This is a genomic window from Streptococcus marmotae, from assembly GCF_001623565.1.
GTDB lineage: Bacteria > Bacillota > Bacilli > Lactobacillales > Streptococcaceae > Streptococcus > Streptococcus marmotae.
The window spans coordinates 1,910,404-1,933,111 of sequence record NZ_CP015196.1 but is presented as its reverse complement, the minus strand read 5'-3'; the positions used below and the strand labels follow the sequence as shown (position 1 = coordinate 1,933,111).

The following is a 22,708-nucleotide window of genomic DNA, read 5'->3' as shown; positions in this document are numbered from 1 at the left end:
ATATTATACCATGATTCTCTTTATTTTACTGCCCTTTGTTTCCATCTTAAAAATTCTTCAAAGCCTTCCAAATTAATAAAGACCAATTTATGAGTTGGGTTAATCACATAATCTTTAAACTGCTTATTATCTCGCATTTCACTTAACCATCTATTCAGTGTATATTGATTCAGGCCTTCCCATCGCCTTAATATAGCTTTTTTATCTGCCCACTCAGCTATACTATTCTCAACCGATACAAATTTAATTTTCATAGTAGCTTCTCTCTATTTCATATTATTAACCTCCGTGGGTATGATTGGTTAGATCATTCATGGGCATCTCACCCGCTGTCCTTTTTCGCTGGCAGCCTGAACGTTCAGAAGTATCATTATAATTATTTGTCATCTTGGCAGATAGGTGACCAACCTATTTTGGGTCTAAAAGTTATCGCTCATATCTTCGCGTATTAGACCTCTTGCTCGATAAATAAGAAAGTCCCACCTTGGTTTATTCAATTGTCAAAGGACACACTTATTTTCGCTTTGAAAATAACCTTAAAATTAGTATAAACAATCTACTGATTAACTCTGATTTTTGTGACAAACCGTCACTATTATCAATTAAATTTCCTTGTTTCTGAGTTGCAATCGGTGTCCATATCTAAAATCTACTCTACCAACTAAATAATCTAGGCTAACGTCATAATAATCAGCTAATTTTATTAAATCATATATGCCAATCATTCTATTCCCCTCTTCATACCTTGAATAAGTGGATCTGCTACAATTTAATAAAAAAGCAATATTTTCTTGTGTCAAATCAGCATCTTCATGCAAATTTCGAATACGAACGAACATAATATCCCTCCTAATTAGCTCAAGTATAGTTATGTTTGAAGAGAATTTGGATTTATGTGACAATTGGTCACAAAGAAGTTAGAAAAATTTTCTAACTTTCATACTAATTAAGTGGGATAGTCGAGAATGCTAAAAAAGTCCTGAAGATGTACTCTTAGGACTCTCTATTTATTAGTAAATTTCAGAATTGATATTTAATATAAACCAATAATTTCAATTTCTACAGTATCTAAAATACGGCCTTTCATTGCATCCATAAGCTCATTATAGAAAAAGCCATTTTGTAAATTCGTCTTTTCAGAAAGCGCAAAAACTTTTAACGTGTAGCGATGATCTGTATCTGGTGGAGTTGGTCCTACAAATAATGTTTCTATTTCTGAGAAATCTCCCTGTAGCAAGAAACTTGAAAAGCTATTTTTCCCTTGAATAATTTCTCTCTTATAATCAATACTAAAATTCTCAGGAATAGTCTTAGTAATGCCCTCAACGCTCACATCAGTCACTAACCAGTGTATCCATGGAAAAGAGCAGACTGGCACAGCATCATAGTCAATTAATGTAAAAGCTAGGCACTCTGTACCATCAGGGATATTTAGAATTTCAAACGGAAATGAGCGGACAGGATTTTCTTGAAGAATATCCTGAGAATCAGCTTCTTTCCCAAAATATTCAGGTAATATATTATTATTAAAAGGTAATTGAATTTTCATTATTTTTTCTCCTAAAATATAATTGAATGATGCAATAAATGCATAGTAACAGTGTTGCAATAAATAGTGGACCATTAAAGTTAAACCACTGATAAGTGTAACCACCCACGATTAAGAAAACAAAATTTATTATAGAGTAGATTAATTCTCCTTGATTTAAATCTTGAGTAAGTTCTCCACTCTTCTTCAAAGCCTTAATAGTTTGTGGTCTTGTAAGACCAGAGGCAAGACCTAAGAATATCATTCCAAGCACAATAAGTATGATATAATATCGTAAAGTATTTTAAAATTTGGAAAAATTTTATAATTTGTTAGTTATTTGTTAATAGATGGGAGCATATTGAAATGAATTTAGATTGGTACTACACATTTTTAATTTTAGCAAAACACCTAAATTATCATAAAGCTAGTGAAGAACTTTTCTTAACTGAGCCAACTTTGCATCAACAAATAAAAAAGCTAGAAAAGCATCTTCAAGTAAAGTTATTTGAAACGATAGGTAGAAATTTATCTTTGACTCGTGCAGGAAAAGAATTTATTCCAATAACTAAAAAACTTATAAAAACCTATGAAGAGAGCATTGAAAAAATCCAATTGAAAGATAAACAATTTGAGGATCATCTGAGTATTGCAACCTCCCCATACATTGCTACATATTTATTACCAAAATTCCTACCATATTTTTTTGATAAATATCCTTCTATTAAAATTTCTATTTCTGTATTACAAGGAAAGATAGCTAATGCCATCGAAAATAATCAATTTGATGTCGGAATTGATCGTGAAGAGCCATTTACTAAAAAGATTACATCAAAGGCTATCTGCGAAGGTAAAATCGCACTATTTTATCCTCAAGTTGCTGAAAATTTATCTGAGATACAAATGTATCAAAATTATAAAATTCTTTCTGACAATCACCCCAATTATTGGAATAACGTAAAAGCAGAAATTTCAACTCTTGTTCCAGAATCGCACTTTATATCTATTAAGGATATTTCAGTAACTGAAAAGCTTATAGAGATGGGACAAGGTATATCATACTTACCACTTTATTTAAAAACAGCTTTTGATAAAAAGATTAACTATAGAATCTCGACTAATATTACAACTCCTGTTTCATTTACATATATAATGAATCGTAAAACTTCTAATAGTATTGAATGTTTTAAATATGAGTTCGAAGAATTTATAGCTACTGAACAAAATAAAATTTAACATTGAATAGGTTACACTAAACTAGACAAAAATTATAAAGTGTTCTACACTGAACTAAAGAAAAGAGGAATCCCTTATGTCTAGAAAACCACGTCGTCACTTCACCGATGATTTCAAAAAACAAATCGTTGACCTTTACCAAGCAGGGAAAAAGCGTAGTGAGCTCATCAGAGAATATGAGCTAACCCCTTCAACCTTCGATAAGTGGGTGAAACAATCCAAAACAACTGGATCGTTTAAGACCGTTGATAACCTTACTGCTGAACAGCGCGAGCTGATTGCCCTCAGAAAACGAAACAAAGAGCTTGAAATGCAGGTTGACATCTTAAAGCAAGCAGCGGTGATTATGGCGCAAAAAGGGAAGTAATCACCGCTAATAAAGATAAATACAAAATTGTAGACATGTGCCGTTGCTTAAATATCCCGCGTTCTAGCTATTATTACAAAGCCGTTGAACCTGTATCTGAAGCAGAGATTGAAGGAAAGGTTAGAAACATTTTCTCTGAAAGCAAGTCCAGATACGGGGCTAGGAAAATCAAGAAATGCCTGGAAGCTGAAGGCATCTGCTTGTCTCTCCGACGGATTCGGCGCATCATGAAGCGCCTAAATTTGGTCTCTGTTTACCAGAAAGCTGTCTTCAAGCCTCGTTCTAAAGGGAAGAACGAAGCTCCCATTCCTAATCTCTTAGATCGACAATTCGACCAACACAAGCCTTTAGAAGCCCTTGTCACGGACTTGACCTATGTTCGTATGGACCAGCGTTGGGCTTACGTTTGCCTCATCATCGACCTCTTTAATCGAGAAATCATTGGCCTGTCAGTCGGTTGGCAGAAGACCGCAGATCTGGTAAAGCAAGCAATTCAGAGTATCCCTTTTGCTTTAACCAAGGTCAATCTTTTTCATTCTGACCGTGGCAAGGAGTTCGATAATCAGCTGATTGATGAGATGCTAGTGGCCTTTGGTATCACCCGTTCTCTTAGTCAAGCTGGTTGCCCTTATGACAATGCCGTGGCTGAAAGTACCTACCGTGCTTTCAAGATTGAGTTTGTTTATCAAGAACAATTTTCAACACTGGAAGAACTGTCCATCAAGACAAGAGACTATGTCCACTGGTGGAACCATCATCGCATTCACAGTAGTCTCAATTATCAAACTCCCATAGCCAAGCGAGGTATCGCTTAAGAAAAACACTTTATAAGACTGTACAGAAGACTGTTGCCTTTTCATGATTTGTCTCGCACCTATCGGAGCGAGACGGACTAAAAGTCACATAAATAGAAAAACGTTCCAGAGTCAACTTGACTTTGGAGCGTTTTCAATATACTTCGTTGTGGAGCAGTTACCAATAAACTCTTCAAAGACATTAAACAAAATGATTTGGGATATAGGAATCTTAAAAACTTTAAAAAATGATTTTTCCTTTCTTTGAATACAACAAAAGAGAAGACTAAGATAGTCCTCTCTAGAAGTTCGTTATAAGTCATCTACGACAGTTGACAAAGAGCCAAAAAATCTTAGAAATAATGTTTTACAATATTGCTAAGATGGGAATCTAGGTATAGATAAATATCTGATTACACTATTTTTAAAATTGAAGAAAGTATATCCCTTTTAGAAAACTCTTCAATCATCAATTAATTTGATACACTGTTCTTTGGAATAATTTTGTAAAGTATGATACCTTTTTTGAAATGGATGAATAAGCAAAACTTCTACTTCTTGTTGGTTAATATACAAAGTCAATTTGAGTAAATCATTAACGAGATTCTCAATCGCTAAAATATACTGCAAACGACCAGGGTTATTTTTATCTTGTTTTACAATGCAATAATAATTAAATTTTTTCATGACTATCATCCCCTAACAATGGGCAACTTATGTAGCAAAATGTGTCAAATCAGCTTTTTAAGCCTTCTAAGTCAATAATTCTATCACATTGCTGAGCCTGCTCCATATTATGTGTCACTAAAATAATCGTTTTTCCATATTCATCCGTAACAGTTTCAGCAATTCAAAAGCTGTTTGAGCCATTTGTGGATCCAAAGAACCTGTTGGCTCATCTGCTAAAATCAACTCTCCTGGCTTTAAGATAGCACGAGCAATAGCAATTCTCTGCTGTTCGCCACCTGATAACTCATTAACACGACTCTCTAAAAAAGATTCCATGTGGACTTTTGATAAGACTGTTCTTATTTTTTCATCTTTTTGTTTTTTAGTTAAATCAGTATAATGAAGTGCCAGCAGCAAATTATCTCTGACGCTTTCATTTGGAATCAAGGCATTAGACTGAAACAAATAATTTAATACATTTCGACGGAGATGAGTTGCCTTTTTAGAATTAACTTGTGGTATAGTCTCACCATCAATCGTGATTATTCCCCCATCAACAGTTTCTAATAAGCCAATAAGGTTGAGTAGCGTAGATTTTCCTGAACCAGATGGACCAATTAACGCAACAAATTCCCTATCCGAAACCTCAAATGAAATATTCTCAATAACACGTTTTGCACCGTAATATTTCGATAACTGTTTGACTGAAATAGTTGGCATATTCTTACTCCTTAAATATACTTAGGATTTTCTGCTGTTCTTTCCGCAAAAGAAAACCATATAGAAGGACTGACTGCAAACATAGAGATAAAGCGGCGGACACTATACCCAATTTTGTTTTCAATAAGAAACTAATTAGTATCTCTATAATAGCAGAAGCAATCATCAAAATCATAATTCCTTTATAACGTGCCCATAAACTAAATCCTAAAAAGTATTGCACCATTAAACGATCTTGATAAGTAATTCGATACATCAATACTAAAGCGATTAGTATGGAGGTTAAACTAATTAATATAGCTACGATAACGCTGCCAAATAAATAAAAAGTATAACTCAACTCTTTCTGACGTCCATCAATATATCGACTAACTGGCGTAAATTGAATATCATTATCCATAAGATCTGGAAAATGAGTCGTTATCTCTTCCTTAACGCGAGTCAGAATATTCTGATTACGTATTTTGAGATAACCATTGAAACCTGAAACAACAAGATTTGCACTTTCGTTAAAATAAAGATTTTCAGGACTAGCTACAAAAATAATCGGCTCCTTACTTGTTACTCCTTGTTGTAAATTTGTAGACCAAAGGAAAATAGCTTTAGTCGCGGAATAGCTTTTATAAACGAACTGACGATTTTGTGTAAATGGTGTCTCCACATCTCCATCATAAACTTTGACACTTTCTTCTAAATACGCTCGCATACGTTGCTGCTCCTCGGTTGTATAACTATCTGGAATCAGATACAATCTACTACCACTTCGTATCTCATTTAATTCTTCTTCAGAAAACTGAAAACCTAGTTCAGTTAAATAATTATAAGAATAAACTAGATACCAAAATGGCTTACTAGGCAGATTCTGATAAGCAGTCACGTTCTCCAAAAAATCTTGCCCATAGTATTGACTATGGATTAAATAGATACCTTCATCATGGCCTATCTTGGTATAAAGATGATACATACTTAACTCTAATGTATTACTCGTACCTGCTAGTGTTCCCAAGTCATCGCCTTCAGAAAAGGAATCAATTACTTGCATATTTTCAACACTTTTCCACGCCCTAGCAATATGGACATTATCCATAAAACGATACAAAGGACCATCTAGGCCATAACTGGTAGCAACCAAGATGCTGCTCAACGCAATGTAGGAACACATTCCTAAAATAGTCAATAGTCTACTTGGAAAACGTTTGTGAATAGCAGACAAAGCAGTAACTGAATAGACTATCAAACTAGGAATAATCAGAATAGTAGCTAAGGCCAGCATGGAAAATACTAGATGACCCATGATAGGTATCAAAATATAGTAGGAAACTTGAGACCAGCCTGCCAACCACCAAATGCTTACAGCTAATATAGGTGTACTAAGAACTGATGGATAAATAATAGGTTTAAATAATGCTGACCAAAATTCATTTCGACTCCATCCCAATAGGGTTAGACTACCAAATTTTTCATAGGCCTGAAGAACAATTACAAGTAATAATATTAACAAAGTTAACATTGTAAATGAAAGAAAACCTATGAGTACAAAAGGAACTAAACCATAATCACGACGACTACCAAATTTTTCCTTTAGAAAATTTTCCTCTGATAAGCCTGTGTCACTCACAAACTGTTTGATAAATTCACTTCTGTCTGTTTCTGATTCTAAACCATTTACATGATAGATTCCCGTTAAAGTATTGGTTTTTTGATAAACTTGCTCTAATCGATCAATAACAACCGGAGTAGTAAATAAAGGTCTCGGTAGCTCATAAAGCATATCATGAGAAGCCTCGGCAAGTCCTATCGTTTTCTTACTATCTTCATGCTCTAGTAAAACTTTTAGCTGTGACTTAGTTAAAGTATTTGAATGGTGAAATTTAAAATCGGAAAAATAATCAGCATTTCCCATGGCATCTATATAATGTTTTTGTATGCCATTTCCTTTAGAATCTTGAATGATTCGATGAGTCCAAACAGCTAAATCGCTTCTCCCATTTAAATACAGAAACGCTTTTTCTTGCTGAATTGGATTTAGCTTTTGAAGGTACAGTGTTAGAGTTCGATTTTCCTGATTATACTGCTGCCATGTTTCTTGATAAGATACACCTGTAAAAAAAATTGCTGTCAGAGCAAATAATATACTCTGAACAGCAACCAAAAACAGGGCTAGGTATTTTAATTTTCCTAGAAAAATGTTTTTGTTAGTCATAGGCTAGTACCCTCGACAATTCCAGTAACATTGTGCAGTGCCGCCTCCGATAAACGCAGTCGCAGAGGCCATTACTCCAGGAGCTTGCCACCCAGAAGAAACACCATTCGCAGTTGCTGTATGCTCATAAACTGATGATTGAACATTTGAATAACTAAATATAGCTGCTGTACGACCATAGTCCCAATATACTGTACTTCCTTTATAATATACAGTTGCCGCAGAAGCCACTGAACTACCAATACCAAGTAGAGAGAGTCCAATCAGAGTAGTAGATGCAATTTTTTTCAATGTATTTTTCATGATTTTATCCCCAACTAATTTCTAAAAGATCTTCGTCTTTATCAAAAGCTAAAAATATAAACCAGTTATTTACCACACAAAACTTCTTAAATTAATTCATATTATAATATCTGACGATAACGATAAAGTATTGATTAGAAATATATTATCCTTTACTATATATAACAGAATAAAGAAGTATTCTAGGTCAATTAAAAATCTCCGTTTTTAAATCTACTAGGTAAGTGGTAACTCGTATCCTAGCCTCCTTTCTTATTAAACTATTAAAATTATTTTTACTTAGCAACAAACACAGGTCCTGGATCAAAGCCTTGATTTTTAGCAGGAGAGTGACTTACTAACGATACTGTTAATATCAAAAACGACAAACTTATAGCTAATAAGAAATTTCTCTTCATAGCTTTTTCTCCTTTATGTTTTTATGCTTTAATAATACCATACTATGGAAGCGTTGTCAATAATTTTTATATGTTTTTGGATATTTTTTTAAAAAAATATTATTTTGTTTTTTTTTGTTTTAAAAAATCTTTTTAAAGATTTTTTCTTCTCTTTTTTAATGAAAATAAAAAGAGCTAACACCATATATAGCTAACTCCAAAGATTAATTATATCAGGGACTATATCTCATCCTCTAAACTAAACTGCGACAAATACTGTTTTAAAGAATGATACATCAAATCATTTCCATAAATATTGTAAAGAACTGCAGCCTTTTTATTATAATTTAATACCTCATCCTTTGCTAAAAATACCTCGCCACTGCTTGCCAACAAACAATATAAATCAGCTAATAAATAACTACTATCGCTCTCCTTTAGTAGAGCAATAAGCTCTAATATTTCCTTAACTGCCTCTCTAATGTTTGCCATCTTGATTAAAAATCGTGCATAATTATATCTCATTTTAATCATTTTTTTAAATTGTATGCTGTCAGATAAATTAATATTGTCTATCGCTTCCATCATTAAACTATGAATCTTAAAGTAATCTTCTTGTCTATCCGTCTCGTCATAGCAAATCGAAAGAGAATTTAGGAAATCTAAATAATAAAAATAATAGTATTGGACTTTAGGTAATAAGTTTTCTAATTTTGTAATTGCATGATCTAACTCATCATTTAATTTATACAATACTATGGCCTGTAGCCATTCAAGATATAAGGAGTCCTCAGTTGATAACAAGATATCACGTCCCTTCTCCATCTGTAGTAAATATCCAATGGTCTTGTAATCTCGGCGGGTAAAAGCAGTATCTATCAAAGTTTTAAAATGTGCTAAATTAGAAAAATTCTCTTGAATTGTTTCATCAAAAAAATACTCCATTGTCACCCCTAATTTTTTCGACAGCATATACAAAATATCAGAACTTGGTGCAAAATTGGTCTGTTCAATGCGGCTAATTTGGCTTTGTTCACATATACCTGCTGCTAACTCACTTTGTGTCAATCCCAATTCTTTTCGTTTATTTTTCAAACGGACACCTAGTATTCTGTTCATTTTGACTAGCCTCCAGTCACTAATTTTAAAATTATATTTCTTCCCTCATCATTATAACATGTTTTAATCTAAAAATGTATCTTTTTTATAAAAACATGACATGTTAGATATGTAGGGTAATTTCCCAAAGTAAGTTCCTCTTTCGTTTTCGAAGCGGAAGTTAGTCTAAAACGGATTTTTATGGTGGAATTAAGTCTGAGACGTTTGGGTTAGAAATGAGCTCTTACGATGACAAAATACAAACACCTTACCCTCTCAGACCGCAATGATATCCAGCTAGGATTAGAAAGAGGAGAATCCTTCAAAACCATCGCACAATTCATCCTTAAAGATCCTACTACTGTTTCCAAAGAAGTCAAACGTAATAGACAGATCAGAACGTCTACTAGTGATGGGCTTCCTTGCCCTCTCCTTGATAAGGCTCCTTTTGTCTGTAACGCTTGCCCTAAGAGAAGACAAAATTGTGGCTATAAAAAAATATTCTACTTCGCCAAACAAGCTCAAAAACAATACGAACAAACTCTCGTTGAGGCTCGTGAAGGAACACCTCTCAATTCTCAAACCTTCTGGGACATGGATAAAATCATTTCAGATGGGGGGTTTTTGTGCGCTCTTTTTTCAACTACCATTCGCCTAAAAAAGCCATGAAATCAACAATTGTAAAAACCAGTGGAACTTACTCTGACATGGATTTCCACTGGTTTTTAATGGTTTTATCAGACTAACGGCCACTTGAAGAGGCTATGGAAGTTAGTTTGGGAATTTAGCGTACTTGGAAAGTTTATCAATAGCTTATGGAAGATGCATCACAAGTTTAAGTGCCATTTTACAAAGCCTCATCTATCAGAACCTTCCGTTAATTATTTATGATTTTTTTATATGGCTCATCTGATTACTATTGTTCTACGATGCTGCTGCTTGTTCATTTAAAGCTTGTCAAAATTAGCCAATGGAAAATAGAACTATAAAAAGCAGGGAGTCAAGAAGGGCTTGCGCACTCCTATTACTCCCTGCTGAAACAGAAAATAGATTATAAAATGGTACACAGTATTAAAGTGATAGATGTTCCAACACAGCCTTCGCCTCAGTCATAACATCTTCAATAATTGCTTTTGCTGGACGTATAGTAGAAACCAAACCAGCAATCTGACCAGCCATCAAGGAACCATTGTCAACATCACCATCCTCGACTGCTCTTGTAAGAGCTCCCATGGTCATTGCTTCTAATTCATGTCGAGAAATATTTTGATTTTCCAATTCTAAATATTTTGTTGTTAATTGATTCCGTAAGCATCGGACTGGGGCGCCAAATTTACGACCTGTCACGACAGTCGAAGTATCAACTGAGATAAGGATTTCTTGTTTATAAGCTGCAGAAATTGGACATTCCTCAGCGGCTAAAAAGACGGTTCCCATCTGTACTCCTTCAGCTCCAAGTGCAGTAGCAGCAACAAAGCCATGACCATCAGCTATTCCTCCTGCACAAACTACTGGAATATCGAGATGGGCTGCTACTTGGCGTGTCAATGGCATTGTTGTCATCTCACCAATATGACCACCTGCTTCCATTCCTTCAGCTACAACCGCGTCACAGCCTAATTCTTGCATTTTCAATGCTAATTTTACAGATGGAATAACAGGTATGACAATAACCCCTGCTTCTTTTAGACGTGGCATATACGGTTTAGGAGTTCCGGCACCAGTTGTCACTATTTTAACGCCTTCTTCTATCAGAACTTCTACAATTTCAGCTACGTTATCCATCATCAACATCAGGTTAACAGCAAATGGTTTGTCTGTCAGCGCTTTTGTTTTACGGATTTCGTCACGAACTTCGTCTGCTGTCAACCCACCAGAAGCTAATATTCCTAAACCTCCAGCATTTGATACTGCACTGACTAATTGGTGACGTGAAATTTGAGCCATAGCTCCTTGAAAAATGGGATATTGAATACCCAGTAACTCAGTGATGCGATTCATAAATTCCTCCTAGATTATCCTAACTATCACAAGGATACCATAAAATGATTGCGTTTTCAATCTATCTACTATTACAAAATTTAATAGCTTGATTCATATATTTTAATACCCACTATTTTGGAGGTATTACCTGCGCTTGTCCGCTAATGACCGTTTTCCCTTCCTGGTTGCAGACAATCGTCTCAAGAGTTAGCCAACCTTTATCATCAATACTTGTAATCGTAGCCGTAGCAGTCAGCGTATCTCCTATTGCAACTGGTTTTAAAAACGTTAATTTCTGCCCTAAATAAATGGTTCCAGGCCCTGGAAGATACATTCCTAAGACGGTTGAGATAAAAGATGCTCCTAACATCCCGTGAGCAATCCGTTTTTTAAACATCCCTTGCGATGCTTCTACTTCATTTGTATGTGCAGGGTTCAAGTCTCCCGATATTCCTGCAAATAATACAACATCTGTTTCGGTGACTGTTTTCGAAAAATGAGCAGTTTGCCCAATTGTAAATTTTTGTGACATATTTTCTCCTCTTGCTTTTTAAAATTGCTTGTGTATAATGATAGTGAAAGGAGAGCTATGAAATTTTATCCTTCTTACACTCAGCCATTGTCCAACGGAGAGACACTCCACTATCTTAAAACTGGATCTAGCGGTCCTACTCTTGTCTTATTACATGGCAATCTAACTTCTAGTCGGCACTTTCAATCACTCATGCACGCGCTTGAAGCTGATTATCAACTACTGGCTATCGATATGCGAGGTTTTGGTCTGTCTACCTATCATGCCCCCATTACATCTCTCCAAGATTTTGCTTTTGATATTTTAGAATTCTTAGATTTATTGGGAATCAATCATTATTACCTTTTAGGATGGTCAACAGGCGGTGGCGTGGCATTGGAGATGGCCGCTGCACGACCACAGGCTATCAAAAAGCTCTTTTTACTTTCCTCCCTTGGTCTAAAAGGTTATCTGCAGGAAGGGTCTTTTTCATTATCTCCACTGCAGCCTCTACCTTTTTTTAGCAGCATTGAAGCAGAACTGTTCAAATGGAATCCGATGTTACAACGCATAGAATATGCCTTATCTCAATGTCAAGAGCAGACTGTCAAACAGATACTCAAACCACTCTACAGCCATACCCCTATTTCCCAACAAGACTGGGCAATCTACCTTGAAGCTGCCTATCAACAGCGGAACTACTCGGATGTCTTTCGTAACCTTCTGACATTTAATATGACAGAGCAATATAATGGGCTTGTAACAGGCAATAACCGAATTAAACAGGTGACTTGTCCCGTTGCTATTTTACACGGGAAAAATGATTCGATAATTCATATTGACACAGCCTACCAGACTAAATCCTACCTCCCTCAAGCCAGTCTTCATCTCTTTGAAGCAGGGCATTCTATTTTAACGGATCAGCTAGATCAATTAATAACCACCCTGCTCAAAGAAATGTGTACAGCTGAGCGATAATGATACTACTCATCACGTAAACTATAAAATTCAATTAATTTCGGAATCACTTGTTCACGTGACCGCTTGCTGACAAACAGACCAATATGCCCTGAATCATAATAAACTGTCTCTGTATCTTTTGAACCAACTAATTTCGGAAGTGGTTCTGATGCTAAAGTAGGAACTTGGTCATCTCTTTTGGCAATAATATTGAGCACAGGTTGCTTAATATTTTTTAATTGTACAGTCTCTTTACCAATCAGTAGCTCACCTTTTACCAATTTATTGTCGTGGTACATGTCATTTGTAAACTGCCGAATCGTAGCACCTGCTTGGTCTGGGCTATCAAAGATCCATGATTCTAAAGCCAGAAAATTTGTCATTGCCTTTTCATTGTCCAACTTATCAATTAAATCCAGATACTTATTGGTCGTTAATTTAATTGGTGACAATAATAAAAATCCATTATTCATAATCTCACCAGAAATATTTCCATAGGCCTCCACCATGCTATCTGCATCAAGGTATTTTCCCCATTGGAAAAGTAATTTATCACATGGTGAGAAATCAATTGGGGCGACAACTGTTACCAAATTTTTTACCTTATCTGGATTGAGAGCTGTAAAAATGGTTGCAAAATTTGCACCCTGACAGATTCCAAAAAAGTTTACCTTATCAACTCCGGCATGCTCCAATACAGCATCTACGCAATTATACATGTATCCTTGGATATAATCTTCCATTGTGATAAACATATCATCCTTTGTAGGGTAACCCCAGTCAATAACGTAGACATCTCCCCCTGCTTTTAATAGGTCTTCAACAAAGCTGTTTCCTTCTTGCAGGTCTAACATATAATATTTATTGACAAGCGCATAAGAAATTAGAATCGGAGTTTTTAAAGGGCGCTTAACTTTCGGAATAAAGTGATAAAGCGTCAACTTATCCTCTGTATAAATGACTTCTTTTTCAGATACTCCACCCTTAGGACGCTCTAATTTTGTTAATGTTTCAATCCCTTTGATAAGGCGATGCTGTGCTTCTAAAGCATCTTGAAAATTTCGTTTTGGTAATGTTACTAAATCATCAAACATTCTTTATCCTCCCTCTACTTATTTGGTACTTGCCTTTTTAGGTGATTTTGGTTTTGTTTCCTTTGGTTCTTCCAGAGGTTCTTTTTTGTCTTTTAGTTCACGTTTCAAGAGATTGACATCTCGTTTTAACTCTTGTACCTTTTTGTACAAGCTCCTAGCATCACTTTCCAACACTACCGGAAGATTGCGCAAAGATAATTCCAACAATTTATTACGTGCAATAATAAATTGAGAATTTGCAGTGCCAAATCGTGCTAAAAGTTGTGAAAATTCATCTGAGTAGAAATACTCTTGCAAGGTCTTTTCGACTTCATTAGACCAATGTTGGTAAAATTCTTTATAGGTCTGCGGATGTTCGCCTTTTTTAATTAGTTCAAGATACTCTTCAAATAGGCTCTTAGCTCGTTTTCGTGTTACATTAGATAGGCGTTGCTGGAATTCAATACTCGTTAAAATAAGCTCAATACTGTTATCGATAAAAGCATTATGCCTTTCTAGCTTCTCTGTATGATTTCCCATTCCTGGAATGCGTAAAAATGGAGCCACTGTTTCCTCGTATTGGGCCTTCCAAAGCTTGAAATAATCAGCTAACTTTTCTGTATCACCGTTTGCTCCTTCAACATAAAGCCGTGCCAACTCAAAGAATGAGCCTGCCCAAGGCTCTAAAAATTTCCCCCAGCTCTCCTTCAAACTTGATCCAAGTTCATAAGGTGCTTCTAAAACTTGTCTTAATTGTGATGGAATAAACGGTTGGACAAAGTCTGTATAAAAACGCTGTTGATCAACCAAAACTTTTTCTACCCATTCCTTGCCATCTGTTTCCAATGGCTTAGTATATAATTCTCTTATCTTATCAAAGTAACGATAAAAAGAGACAAAGTGTTGATTTGCATCCATCATCTTTAAAAACATTGCATACGAATCACTATCCATCACATCAGCTAATTGACTTGGATTAAACTGTCTCCTATAGAAATCCAAATAGGTATTCATATCAGGAAATTGTGCCACATAGTTGGCCCATGGACTATCTTTCCAATTTTTTTCCAGTTGCTCAGCCCATGTGGATTGCCAATTGCTCCATGAATCTACTATTGGATTTGTAAAAGGAAGTCCTGGGACAAGACTAGCTGGATTAGTAAACGCTTTCGTATATTCTTTAAAAAATTGCTGCTGAGCATTTAAAAGCGACTCAGTCTCCGTCTTTTTATCACTATTTTCTTGACCAAACGGCAGTAAGCTTTGCCACTGCTCAGCCATTTTTTTCTGTGCTTCAAACCACTGATTCATCATATCAAGATTTGCCATTGTTTTCCTCCTTAAGGTTCCATTAATCTGATCACCGCTGTTGATCATCGCCAGACAAATAGGGACAGTCTGCCTATATATTCAGTTTATGCTATATGAGGATGCTTTTCAATATATATGAGCCAAGTTCCATCTAACAATTTGTAATAGTCATTAGTAGAAAAAGTAATAGTTTGGTTTCGCGCTTCCCTAGTCACTCTATCTGCTTGTAATACTCTATAGAAATCAAAATCTGGCTGAGTAAGGAAACCGCAGGTAGAACTAGGTAGTAAGGTAAGTTAACGATATCAGATGATGATTTTTGACGAGTACAAAGCATAAAAAAGGGCTCTATAATATCTGTAGTGGGTACGCCCGCCACAGAGATTATGGAGCCTTTTTCAGTGTAGAAAAAAAGTTCCATATGACCTATAATGAAAAGCGACAAAACTATCATTTAGAAAGACTCATATGGAACAACTAAATCTTATCACAAATTTTCTCAAAATGAAAGACAAAAATATCACTATCACTAATGAATGCGACATGGGAACACACTTAGAACTCCACGGTCACTTGGATTACACAGCCCCTAAATGCCCTTCCTGCAAGGGACAAATGGCTAAGTACGACTTCCAGAAAGCCTCTAAAATCCCCTACTTAGAAACTGCTGGCTACCCGCTACTTATCCGCCTTCGAAAGCGTCGTTTCAAGTGCAAAGACTGTGGGAAAATAGCGGTCGCTGAAACTCCTATTGTTAAGAAGAACCATCAAATCTCTGTCGCTGTCAACCAGAAAATCGCACAATTACTCATCGAAAAGCAAGCAATGACACATATCGCACACAGACTCTCCATTTCTACATCTACAGTTATTCGAAAACTCAATGAGTTTAAATTTGAAACGGATTGGGATAAGCTTCCAGAAGTCATGTCCTGGGATGAGTATGCCTTCAAGAAAGGGAAAATGAGCTTTATCGCTCAAGATTTTGACACAAATAACATCATCGCTATCCTTGATGGAAGAACGCAAGCAACCATCCGAAATCACTTTCTGAGATACCCTAGAAAGGTCAGAAACCGCGTTAAAATCATCACTATGGACATGTTTAGCCCTTACTATCAACTAGCCAAACAACTTTTTCCTCATGCTAAAATCGTGCTGGATCGCTTCCACGTTGTGCAACATCTCAGCCGTGCTATGAACCGTGTCCGTACCCAAATCATGAATGCTTTTGACCGCAAATCGCATGAATACAAGACGCTCAAACGCTACTGGAAACTGGTACAACAAGATAGCCGTAAACTCAGTGACAAGCGGTTTTATCGCCCTACTTTTCGCATGCATTTGACCAATAAGGAAATCTTAGACAAGCTCCTATCCTACTCAGATGAGTTACGACAACATTATGAACTCTATCAACTTCTTTTATTCCATTTCCAAGAGAAAAACTCAGATCATTTCTTTGACCTAATTGAGCAAGAAATAGCCACTGTTAACCCTATTTTCCAGACGGTATTTAAGACGTTTCTAAAGGATAAGGACAAGGTTTTAAACGCCTTGGAATTGCCTTATTCCAACGCTAAATTGGAAGCTACCAATAATCTTATCAAAGTCATCAAGCGTAATGCCTTTGGATTTCGGAAGATGAAAACTTCAAAAAGCGGATTTTGATTGCCATCAATATCAAAAAAGAGAAGACCAACTTGGTCCTCTCTAGATGTTAGCTGACATCTACCCACTACAGTTGACAAAGAGCCTAAAAAAGCCGGTTCAGCCAATATAGACGACTGACCCAGCTTTTCATTTTAGTATAATATCCTGTTTTTTGAATAAAAATAGTTCATTTGATAGGCTATATTTTATTCTCCTAAGCGAATGGCCGTTTCTGGTATAAGCAGTTGTTTATCCTGCTTATCTGTGAAAGGAATTCTTGGAGGACGGAGGCGTTCCATATAGGCTGTAACTTCTTGACCGGTCTGATCAAAGCGCAAAAGAGCATAAAAAGGGTCATGATAAAAGAGAAACGTGTAGCCTTTTTCATACGCTTCTGCTATCCATTTTGTCTTAGCAGCAATCGAGTCCATTGGATAATCATCGACTGCTGCTACCCATAGTGGGTTACGATGGACATGTGTCAAAACGATATCTGCCATATGAATAATAGTATCTTCACCTTGCTTGAGCAGCACAATTGAATGCCCGTTACTGTGCCCGCCTGTATGATGCAGCTCAATTCCATCTACAACTTCCAAATATTCTCCAAATGTCTCAACCTGATTTTGGATAGCCTCCCAGTTTTCAGGTAGATAGGTTCCACGTGTTCGAGGGTTTGGATGCCTCACTTCATCCCATTCAATCTCGTTAATCAGAATACGTGCATTAGGGAAAGTGGAAACGATCTTACCGTCTTCTAACATGGTTAGACCACCCGCATGATCATTGTGCATGTGCGTCATGAGTACCACATCAATATCTTCTCGCTGGAGATGCTTTGATTTCAAGCTGTCCAACATCCTATTTTCTGATAAAACACCCAAATTTCGACGTTGCTTGTCCGTAAGCTTTTCAGTCCCTAAGCTAGTATCTATTAGATAACGCTTACCTCTATATTCAATCAAAATGGGATCTGTGACATCAGCCATCAGGCCATCATCTGTCGTGGGATAAAAACGTGACCAAACTGCGCGTGGCACAGGCCCAAATAGCGTACCTGCATCTGTATATTTATCTGCCCCACGAAGCCAAGTAATGACCATTTCACCAAATGAATATGTCTGTAACATTCTTTCCTCCTTTTTTTCAAAGCCAATCTTTTGCAATTTTACGTCTCAAACCATCTGTAGAACCACCATAGATACTTGCTACAGCTGCATCTCTAACGTATCTTTCAATATCATTTCCCGCAACAAAACTGTAAGTGCCTGTGATCCGAATCGCTTCATCAGCAACAACTCGGGCTGTTTCAGAACTTAGTACCCGAAGAATGGCTGCTGCATTTTCATCTTCCATCTGATGTAAAATGCAATTATTATAGTAAGCTTCACATGCTGCTAACTTGGTCTTCATATCTGCAAATTTGAATTGATTAATCTCTACATCAATCGGACGCTTACCAAAATTCCGTTTGAGTTGACAACAGCTTAACCCCTTTTCAAAAGCCCCTTCAGCAATACCAAGTGACTGAGCAGCACTAGCAAGCCACATGACTTGAATAATTTTTCCCCACTGGAAAAAACCGTCTTGAATCTGACCAAGTAGACTTTCTTTAGACAAGGTCAGGCTATCAAAGTGCAAAAAAGCTAGTGGCATTGCCCGCAACCCTATCTTATCAATAGAAGGTCCTAAGGTCACTTTTTTGTTAGGGAGATCCGCTATAAAAATACCAGTTCCCTTTTCTCCATATGGATCAATTGTCGTAGCGAGGATAAGGACAACATCAGCCATTGTGACATTTGCGATTTTATGTTTGTGTCCTGATAATACCCATCCAGTTTCTGTTTGGCGCGCAATTGTCGTAGGAGCTTCCCGTTCAAGGTCAATATCTTTTTCAGAAAAAGCAAACGACACCATCTTCTGACAAGAAATAAAATCTGCTAAGTAGGCTTCTTTTTGTTGCTGAGTTCCAAATTGTTGTAACAAGATAACTCCATAAATTCCTTGGGTGAAAGCGATACTAGCTAGAGAAGAAAATTCTTTCGAAAGCAATCGAATAATCTCCAAAAAGGTACGGAATCCTTTTTTATTAGTTGGATAATCTACTAATAACTCAAAAATCCTCAAATCTCGTGTTAAGATTCTCCATAATCGTTCTGGAAATACTTCATTTATGTCATAATAACGGGCCTTATCCATCACATCTGTCTGGATAAAACTTTTTACCTTTTCCAATAACTTCTCCTCAAACAGCATAAGGAACTCCAGTCTAGTCTACAACAGGGGAATAATATAATTTCAAAAATTCTTCATAGGCGAATGATTCGACCTCGCCATATTTTGACTTATATGGTCGACACAGCCATATATTAAAAGGGATGTAGTCGCGGAAACGGACGACCGTAAATCTGTCTTTGTCAATCAATTCTTCCACTGGTCTTGGTAAGATACTGATGATTTCATTTCCATGTGTTGCTTCAATTAGATAATCCCAAGATGAAGAAAGATAGGCCAAATTCAGTTTCATTCTCTCTTTCTTCATTTTTTCCATAATCATATGATAGGTCGTAAAACTTTTATTAAAGGTAGCAATTGGATACGGGCGGATATCTTTCCACTCCAAATCTATTTTTTGCGCCAATGGATGGTCTTTATCCATAAAGGCTACGTACTCATCCATCTGGATAATGTGCTGCTCGTATTTTTCACTATCCAACTTTGTTGGTTCAATCAGGAGAGCAAAATTCAAGTCATCAATCAGAAACTTTTGTAATAGCTCAATCCCTCCACCTTCACTAATCTGGATATCAATATCTGGATGAGCAAGTAGGAAGTCGGGCAGGATATTAGAGAAATAGACTCTCAAAATTAAGGAAGGGACTCCCATGCGAATGGTACCTTGTTGTTTGGCTGACTCTCTTTGAATCATGATTTCCATCTCTTCATGTTTTGCTAAAATTTCAGTAGCAAACCGAAACACTAGCTCCCCAGCCTCAGTTAAACCATCTAGGCGACCATTTTTTCTGTGAAAAAGCTGAACACCTTCATTAGCTTCAAACTGAGTAATAAACTGACTTAACGCTGATTGGCTAATATGAATTTTCTTTGCTGCTAGTGACAAATTACAACGGCATTCAACAATACTAATAAAGTATCCCATTTGAACAATATCCATTCCTGTCTCCGTTCCTCTCCTTGCTTTCTATTTTCGAAGTACCATATGCCACTTGTAATGCTATTTTAACATATGTATCTTTCTTAATGAAAGCGTTTTACTTGTGAAATTATTCTCATATAAATAGGGATATACTGAGAAAAACAGGAGCTGAGAATAGTTTCCCAACTCCTTAGCTACAATCGTACCTAATTTGGTTACTCTAGTAGATATATTACTGATGTAAGCCCTGTCCCTATTTATTCGTTTCTTTCATCTAGTCCACATCTACTTTTGTAGTTTGAGTCTTATTGTTAGATTGGCATTGTCTTGATATCTTCTGCGACAATGATATCTCCTGCTGTTTTTTCAATAACTTCCTCAACTGTTACACCTGGCGCTACTTCTTTCAGTAGGTATTTACCATCTTGAAACTCCAAAACAGCTAAATCAGTAATCACCATGGAGACAACTCCCTTAGCTGATAATGGAAGGGAGCATTCTTTTAAAATTTTTGATTCGCCATGTTTATCTGTGTGCTGCAAAGCTGCAATCACGCGCTTAGCACCAACAAGCAAATCCATTGCTCCTCCCATACCAGGCGCAAATTTACCAGGAATAATCCAGTTTGCAATACTTGCATCTTGACTTACTTCTAAAGCACCTAGGACGGTTGCATCGACATGTCCGCCTCGAATAATTGAGAACGAGGTTTGAATATCAAATGTTGAAGCACCTGGCATCAACGTAATAGGTGCGCCACCTGAATTGGCTAAGTTTGGCTGATAAGTATCTTTGGTAGGTGTTTCACCAAAGCGTAGCGCACCATTCTCAGCTTGCAGAATCACATTAACTCCTTCTGGAATATAATCTGCAGAAGCATTAGGAATCCCGAAACCGAGATTCACAACATCGCCGTCATGAAATTCCAAGGCCACACGGCGCGCGATAATTTCTTTAGCGTTCATTATATACTACCCCTCTGCTAATTTTCGTGTCTCTGTCCACAAAGAGCCCATCATTTCATAGTGTTCTTGTGGAGATAGACCTTGAACCAAGTAATCAACTAAAATACCTGGAATATATACATCGTCTGGTGCAATTTCCCCAACTTCTACGATATCATTGGTTTCTACTATAACAGTATCTGCTGCCAGTGCTAATTGCAAAGAGATATTTTTAGTTGTTCCATTGATGTAAAGGTTCCCGTATTTATCTGCTTTTGTCGCCTTAATTAGGGCAACATCAATCTTCAATGGATCATATACGAGATATTCACGTCCGTTACGAACAACCTTTTCTTGGTTTTCTTCCAAGACTGTTCCAACTCCAGTTGGTGTTAGGACAGCACCGAGACCTGCACCTGCTGCATGAAGCCGTTCAACAACTGTTCCCATTGGTGTAAATTCAACTTCCATTTCTCCGCCAAAATAGGATTTTTGTGCAGCTGGAGATGTCCCAACATGGGCTGCAATATATTTTTTTACTTGGTGATTTTCACATAAGCGACCAACCCCAACTTCTTTTCCTGGATGTGAGGTAACGACAGAAGTAAGAGTCAAATCTCTTGTTCCTTGAGCGACAAGGCCTTCTATCAATTCAAACGGTTCACCGACCCCTAGAAATCCTGAAATTCCCACAATATGGCCTGGTTGAACAAATGAAATTGCTTCTTTTAATGTTACAATTTTTGCCATGTTTTTCTCCTCGTCAGTTGAGCATTATTTACGCTTAAAGACTGCTTTACGTTTTTCAACAAAAGCTCCCATTCCCTCTATCTTATCTTCCGTAGAAAATAGGAGAGACTCTGCTTCTGTTTCAAGACGAATCGCATGAGATAAAGGTAAATCAATACCGATATTGATAACATGTTTTGCTTTTTCAACTGCTAATGGAGCATTTTTCAAGATTGCCTTCGCTAGTTTTTCGGCTTCACTCATGAGAGAATCAACGTCCACTAAATGGTTGATAATTCCTAGCTCAAGTGCTTCTTGTGCCTTCACATTTCGAGCAGTAAAGATTAATTCTTTTGCTTTACTTGTGCCGATTAAGCGAGCCATCCGCTGTGTTCCAGCAAATCCAGGAATAATTCCTAGACCAACTTCTGGGAATCCTAATAAGATTTTTTCATGCCCCAGACGAATATCTGTAGACAGTGCTAATTCCATACCGCCTCCAAGAGCATAGCCATTGATGGCAGCAATAGATGGCTGGCGTAAGTTAGCTAATTTTGTAAAGGTGTCATTAGCATAAGTCATATATTCAAAGGCTTGTGTTGGAGTCATTTTATCCATTTCTTTGATATCTGCACCAGCTACGAAAGACTTTTCGCCTGCACCAGTAACGATGACTACGCCGATTTCTTCACTTGTTGCAACCTGATCCAAAACATGGTTCAAATCTGCTAAAACCTGTGAACTGAGGGCATTGAGGGCTTCAGGTCGGTTAATGGTGATGTAGCCAATCCCTTCCTTTACCTCTAGTAATACTGTATTGTTCATACAAACATTCTCCTAATAAATTGGTTGAATAATTGCGGAGTGTCAACAAATGCAACTATTCTCTTAGACAAAATGTTAAACGCTTACATTTTAAGTATACTTACTTTTTAGGCATCCGTCTACTTAAGAAAAATTAATAGATGTATTAGAAATTCTTATACATCTATTACCAACAAAACTCTATTTTTCACTAATAAAAAAATAAAAAGTGAGATACTGTGATTTGTTAAAATCAAGGTTCTATAATTTCTGTAGTGGGTAAATCCA

The 22,708-nt window shown here is 36.6% G+C and carries 23 protein-coding genes and 1 pseudogene; 5 read left to right on the top strand and 19 right to left on the bottom strand.

Annotated elements, in window-relative coordinates:
* Nucleotides 1-20: 20 nt before the first annotated feature.
* The 3 genes from A4H00_RS09500 to A4H00_RS09490 form a co-directional block, all read right to left on the bottom strand.
* Complete coding sequence (locus tag A4H00_RS09500) at nt 21-254, bottom strand: DNA-binding protein (RefSeq protein ID WP_067090192.1); 234 nt, start codon at nt 252-254, stop codon at nt 21-23.
* A gap of 348 nt (nt 255-602) precedes the next feature.
* The gene (locus A4H00_RS09495; protein ID WP_067090188.1) at nt 603-839 is read right to left on the bottom strand and encodes a helix-turn-helix domain-containing protein; all 237 of its coding nucleotides are present in this window, start codon (nt 837-839) and stop codon (nt 603-605) included.
* Nucleotides 840-1,033: 194 nt separating this feature from the next.
* Nucleotides 1,034-1,549 carry a YbhB/YbcL family Raf kinase inhibitor-like protein gene (locus A4H00_RS09490; protein ID WP_067090185.1) on the bottom strand — a complete coding sequence of 172 codons (516 nt, stop codon included), beginning with the start codon at nt 1,547-1,549 and terminating at the stop codon, nt 1,034-1,036.
* Nucleotides 1,550-1,894: 345 nt separating this feature from the next.
* On the opposite strand from A4H00_RS09490, the gene A4H00_RS09485 reads away from it, so the two are divergent.
* Entirely contained in the window at nt 1,895-2,764 is an 870-nt protein-coding gene (locus A4H00_RS09485; protein WP_067090181.1) for a LysR family transcriptional regulator, read from the top strand.
* 76 nt (nt 2,765-2,840) lie between these two features.
* Nucleotides 2,841-3,946 (top strand): IS3 family transposase gene (locus A4H00_RS09475; protein WP_099092173.1). Its coding sequence is split into 2 segments (ribosomal slippage): nt 2,841-3,117 and nt 3,117-3,946, totalling 1,107 coding nucleotides; the frame shifts between segments, so codons are not numbered across the junction.
* 441 nt (nt 3,947-4,387) lie between these two features.
* Here A4H00_RS09475 and A4H00_RS09465 read toward each other — a convergent pair.
* From A4H00_RS09465 to A4H00_RS09445, 6 genes are all read right to left on the bottom strand, one after another.
* Nucleotides 4,388-4,612, bottom strand: a complete 225-nt coding sequence (locus A4H00_RS09465; protein WP_067090169.1) for a hypothetical protein — start codon at nt 4,610-4,612, stop codon at nt 4,388-4,390.
* 117 nt (nt 4,613-4,729) lie between these two features.
* Nucleotides 4,730-5,314, bottom strand: a complete 585-nt coding sequence (locus A4H00_RS09460; protein ID WP_418080447.1) for an ABC transporter ATP-binding protein — start codon at nt 5,312-5,314, stop codon at nt 4,730-4,732.
* Nucleotides 5,315-5,318: 4 nt separating this feature from the next.
* Nucleotides 5,319-7,517 (bottom strand): ABC transporter permease, encoded by a 2,199-nt coding sequence (locus A4H00_RS09455; protein WP_067090165.1) that lies wholly within the window; start codon nt 7,515-7,517, stop codon nt 5,319-5,321.
* A 3-nt stretch (nt 7,518-7,520) separates the two neighbouring features.
* Nucleotides 7,521-7,808, bottom strand: a complete 288-nt coding sequence (locus tag A4H00_RS09450) for a hypothetical protein (RefSeq protein WP_237334199.1) — start codon at nt 7,806-7,808, stop codon at nt 7,521-7,523.
* Nucleotides 7,809-8,095: 287 nt separating this feature from the next.
* The gene (locus A4H00_RS12295; protein WP_257721972.1) at nt 8,096-8,218 is read right to left on the bottom strand and encodes a hypothetical protein; all 123 of its coding nucleotides are present in this window, start codon (nt 8,216-8,218) and stop codon (nt 8,096-8,098) included.
* Nucleotides 8,219-8,437: 219 nt separating this feature from the next.
* On the bottom strand, nt 8,438-9,316 hold the full coding sequence (locus A4H00_RS09445) for a helix-turn-helix domain-containing protein (RefSeq protein ID WP_067090158.1): 879 nt from the start codon (nt 9,314-9,316) through the stop codon (nt 8,438-8,440).
* A 228-nt stretch (nt 9,317-9,544) separates the two neighbouring features.
* Between A4H00_RS09445 and A4H00_RS09440 the strand changes: the two are divergent.
* Nucleotides 9,545-9,913: pseudogene (locus A4H00_RS09440) on the top strand (helix-turn-helix domain-containing protein); the annotation flags it as partial.
* 453 nt (nt 9,914-10,366) lie between these two features.
* On the opposite strand, the gene A4H00_RS09435 reads toward A4H00_RS09440, so the two are convergent.
* On the bottom strand, nt 10,367-11,296 hold the full coding sequence (locus A4H00_RS09435) for a nitronate monooxygenase (protein ID WP_067090151.1): 930 nt from the start codon (nt 11,294-11,296) through the stop codon (nt 10,367-10,369).
* Nucleotides 11,297-11,408: 112 nt separating this feature from the next.
* A complete protein-coding gene (locus A4H00_RS09430; RefSeq protein WP_067090147.1) occupies nt 11,409-11,810 on the bottom strand; it encodes a MaoC family dehydratase in 402 nt (133 codons plus the stop codon).
* Between the two features lie 57 nt (nt 11,811-11,867).
* Between A4H00_RS09430 and A4H00_RS09425 the strand changes: the two genes are divergently transcribed.
* The gene (locus tag A4H00_RS09425; RefSeq protein ID WP_067090144.1) at nt 11,868-12,767 is read left to right on the top strand and encodes an alpha/beta fold hydrolase; all 900 of its coding nucleotides are present in this window, start codon (nt 11,868-11,870) and stop codon (nt 12,765-12,767) included.
* Between the two features lie 5 nt (nt 12,768-12,772).
* Here A4H00_RS09425 and phaC read toward each other — a convergent pair whose 3' ends face one another.
* Both phaC and A4H00_RS09415 read right to left on the bottom strand, forming a co-directional pair.
* Complete coding sequence (gene phaC, locus A4H00_RS09420) at nt 12,773-13,843, bottom strand: class III poly(R)-hydroxyalkanoic acid synthase subunit PhaC (RefSeq protein ID WP_067090140.1); 1,071 nt, start codon at nt 13,841-13,843, stop codon at nt 12,773-12,775.
* Between the two features lie 18 nt (nt 13,844-13,861).
* The gene (locus A4H00_RS09415; RefSeq protein WP_067090137.1) at nt 13,862-15,151 is read right to left on the bottom strand and encodes a poly(R)-hydroxyalkanoic acid synthase subunit PhaE; all 1,290 of its coding nucleotides are present in this window, start codon (nt 15,149-15,151) and stop codon (nt 13,862-13,864) included.
* A 450-nt stretch (nt 15,152-15,601) separates the two neighbouring features.
* On the opposite strand from A4H00_RS09415, the gene A4H00_RS09405 reads away from it, so the two are divergent.
* A protein-coding gene (locus A4H00_RS09405) for an ISL3 family transposase (protein ID WP_099092172.1) occupies nt 15,602-16,857 on the top strand; the annotation gives its coding sequence in 2 pieces (ribosomal slippage) (nt 15,602-16,778 and nt 16,778-16,857; 1,257 coding nt in all).
* 135 nt (nt 16,858-16,992) lie between these two features.
* Here A4H00_RS09405 and A4H00_RS09400 read toward each other — a convergent pair.
* The 6 genes from A4H00_RS09400 to A4H00_RS09375 all read right to left on the bottom strand — a co-directional run bounded on the left by A4H00_RS09400 (nt 16,993) and on the right by A4H00_RS09375 (nt 22,441).
* Entirely contained in the window at nt 16,993-17,916 is a 924-nt protein-coding gene (locus tag A4H00_RS09400) for an MBL fold metallo-hydrolase (protein WP_067090129.1), read from the bottom strand.
* A 16-nt stretch (nt 17,917-17,932) separates the two neighbouring features.
* Nucleotides 17,933-19,021: an acyl-CoA dehydrogenase family protein gene (locus A4H00_RS09395; protein ID WP_237334198.1), complete on the bottom strand. Its 1,089-nt coding sequence runs from the start codon at nt 19,019-19,021 to the stop codon at nt 17,933-17,935.
* Between the two features lie 34 nt (nt 19,022-19,055).
* Nucleotides 19,056-19,961 carry a LysR family transcriptional regulator gene (locus tag A4H00_RS09390; protein WP_067090122.1) on the bottom strand — a complete coding sequence of 302 codons (906 nt, stop codon included), beginning with the start codon at nt 19,959-19,961 and terminating at the stop codon, nt 19,056-19,058.
* A gap of 293 nt (nt 19,962-20,254) precedes the next feature.
* Nucleotides 20,255-20,908 carry a 3-oxoacid CoA-transferase subunit B gene (locus A4H00_RS09385; protein ID WP_067090119.1) on the bottom strand — a complete coding sequence of 218 codons (654 nt, stop codon included), beginning with the start codon at nt 20,906-20,908 and terminating at the stop codon, nt 20,255-20,257.
* A 6-nt stretch (nt 20,909-20,914) separates the two neighbouring features.
* Nucleotides 20,915-21,637, bottom strand: coding sequence for a CoA transferase subunit A (locus A4H00_RS09380; RefSeq protein WP_067090116.1), 723 nt, complete (start codon nt 21,635-21,637; stop codon nt 20,915-20,917).
* A gap of 24 nt (nt 21,638-21,661) precedes the next feature.
* Nucleotides 21,662-22,441, bottom strand: coding sequence for an enoyl-CoA hydratase-related protein (locus tag A4H00_RS09375; protein WP_067090111.1), 780 nt, complete (start codon nt 22,439-22,441; stop codon nt 21,662-21,664).
* Between the last annotated feature and the right edge of the window lie 267 nt (nt 22,442-22,708).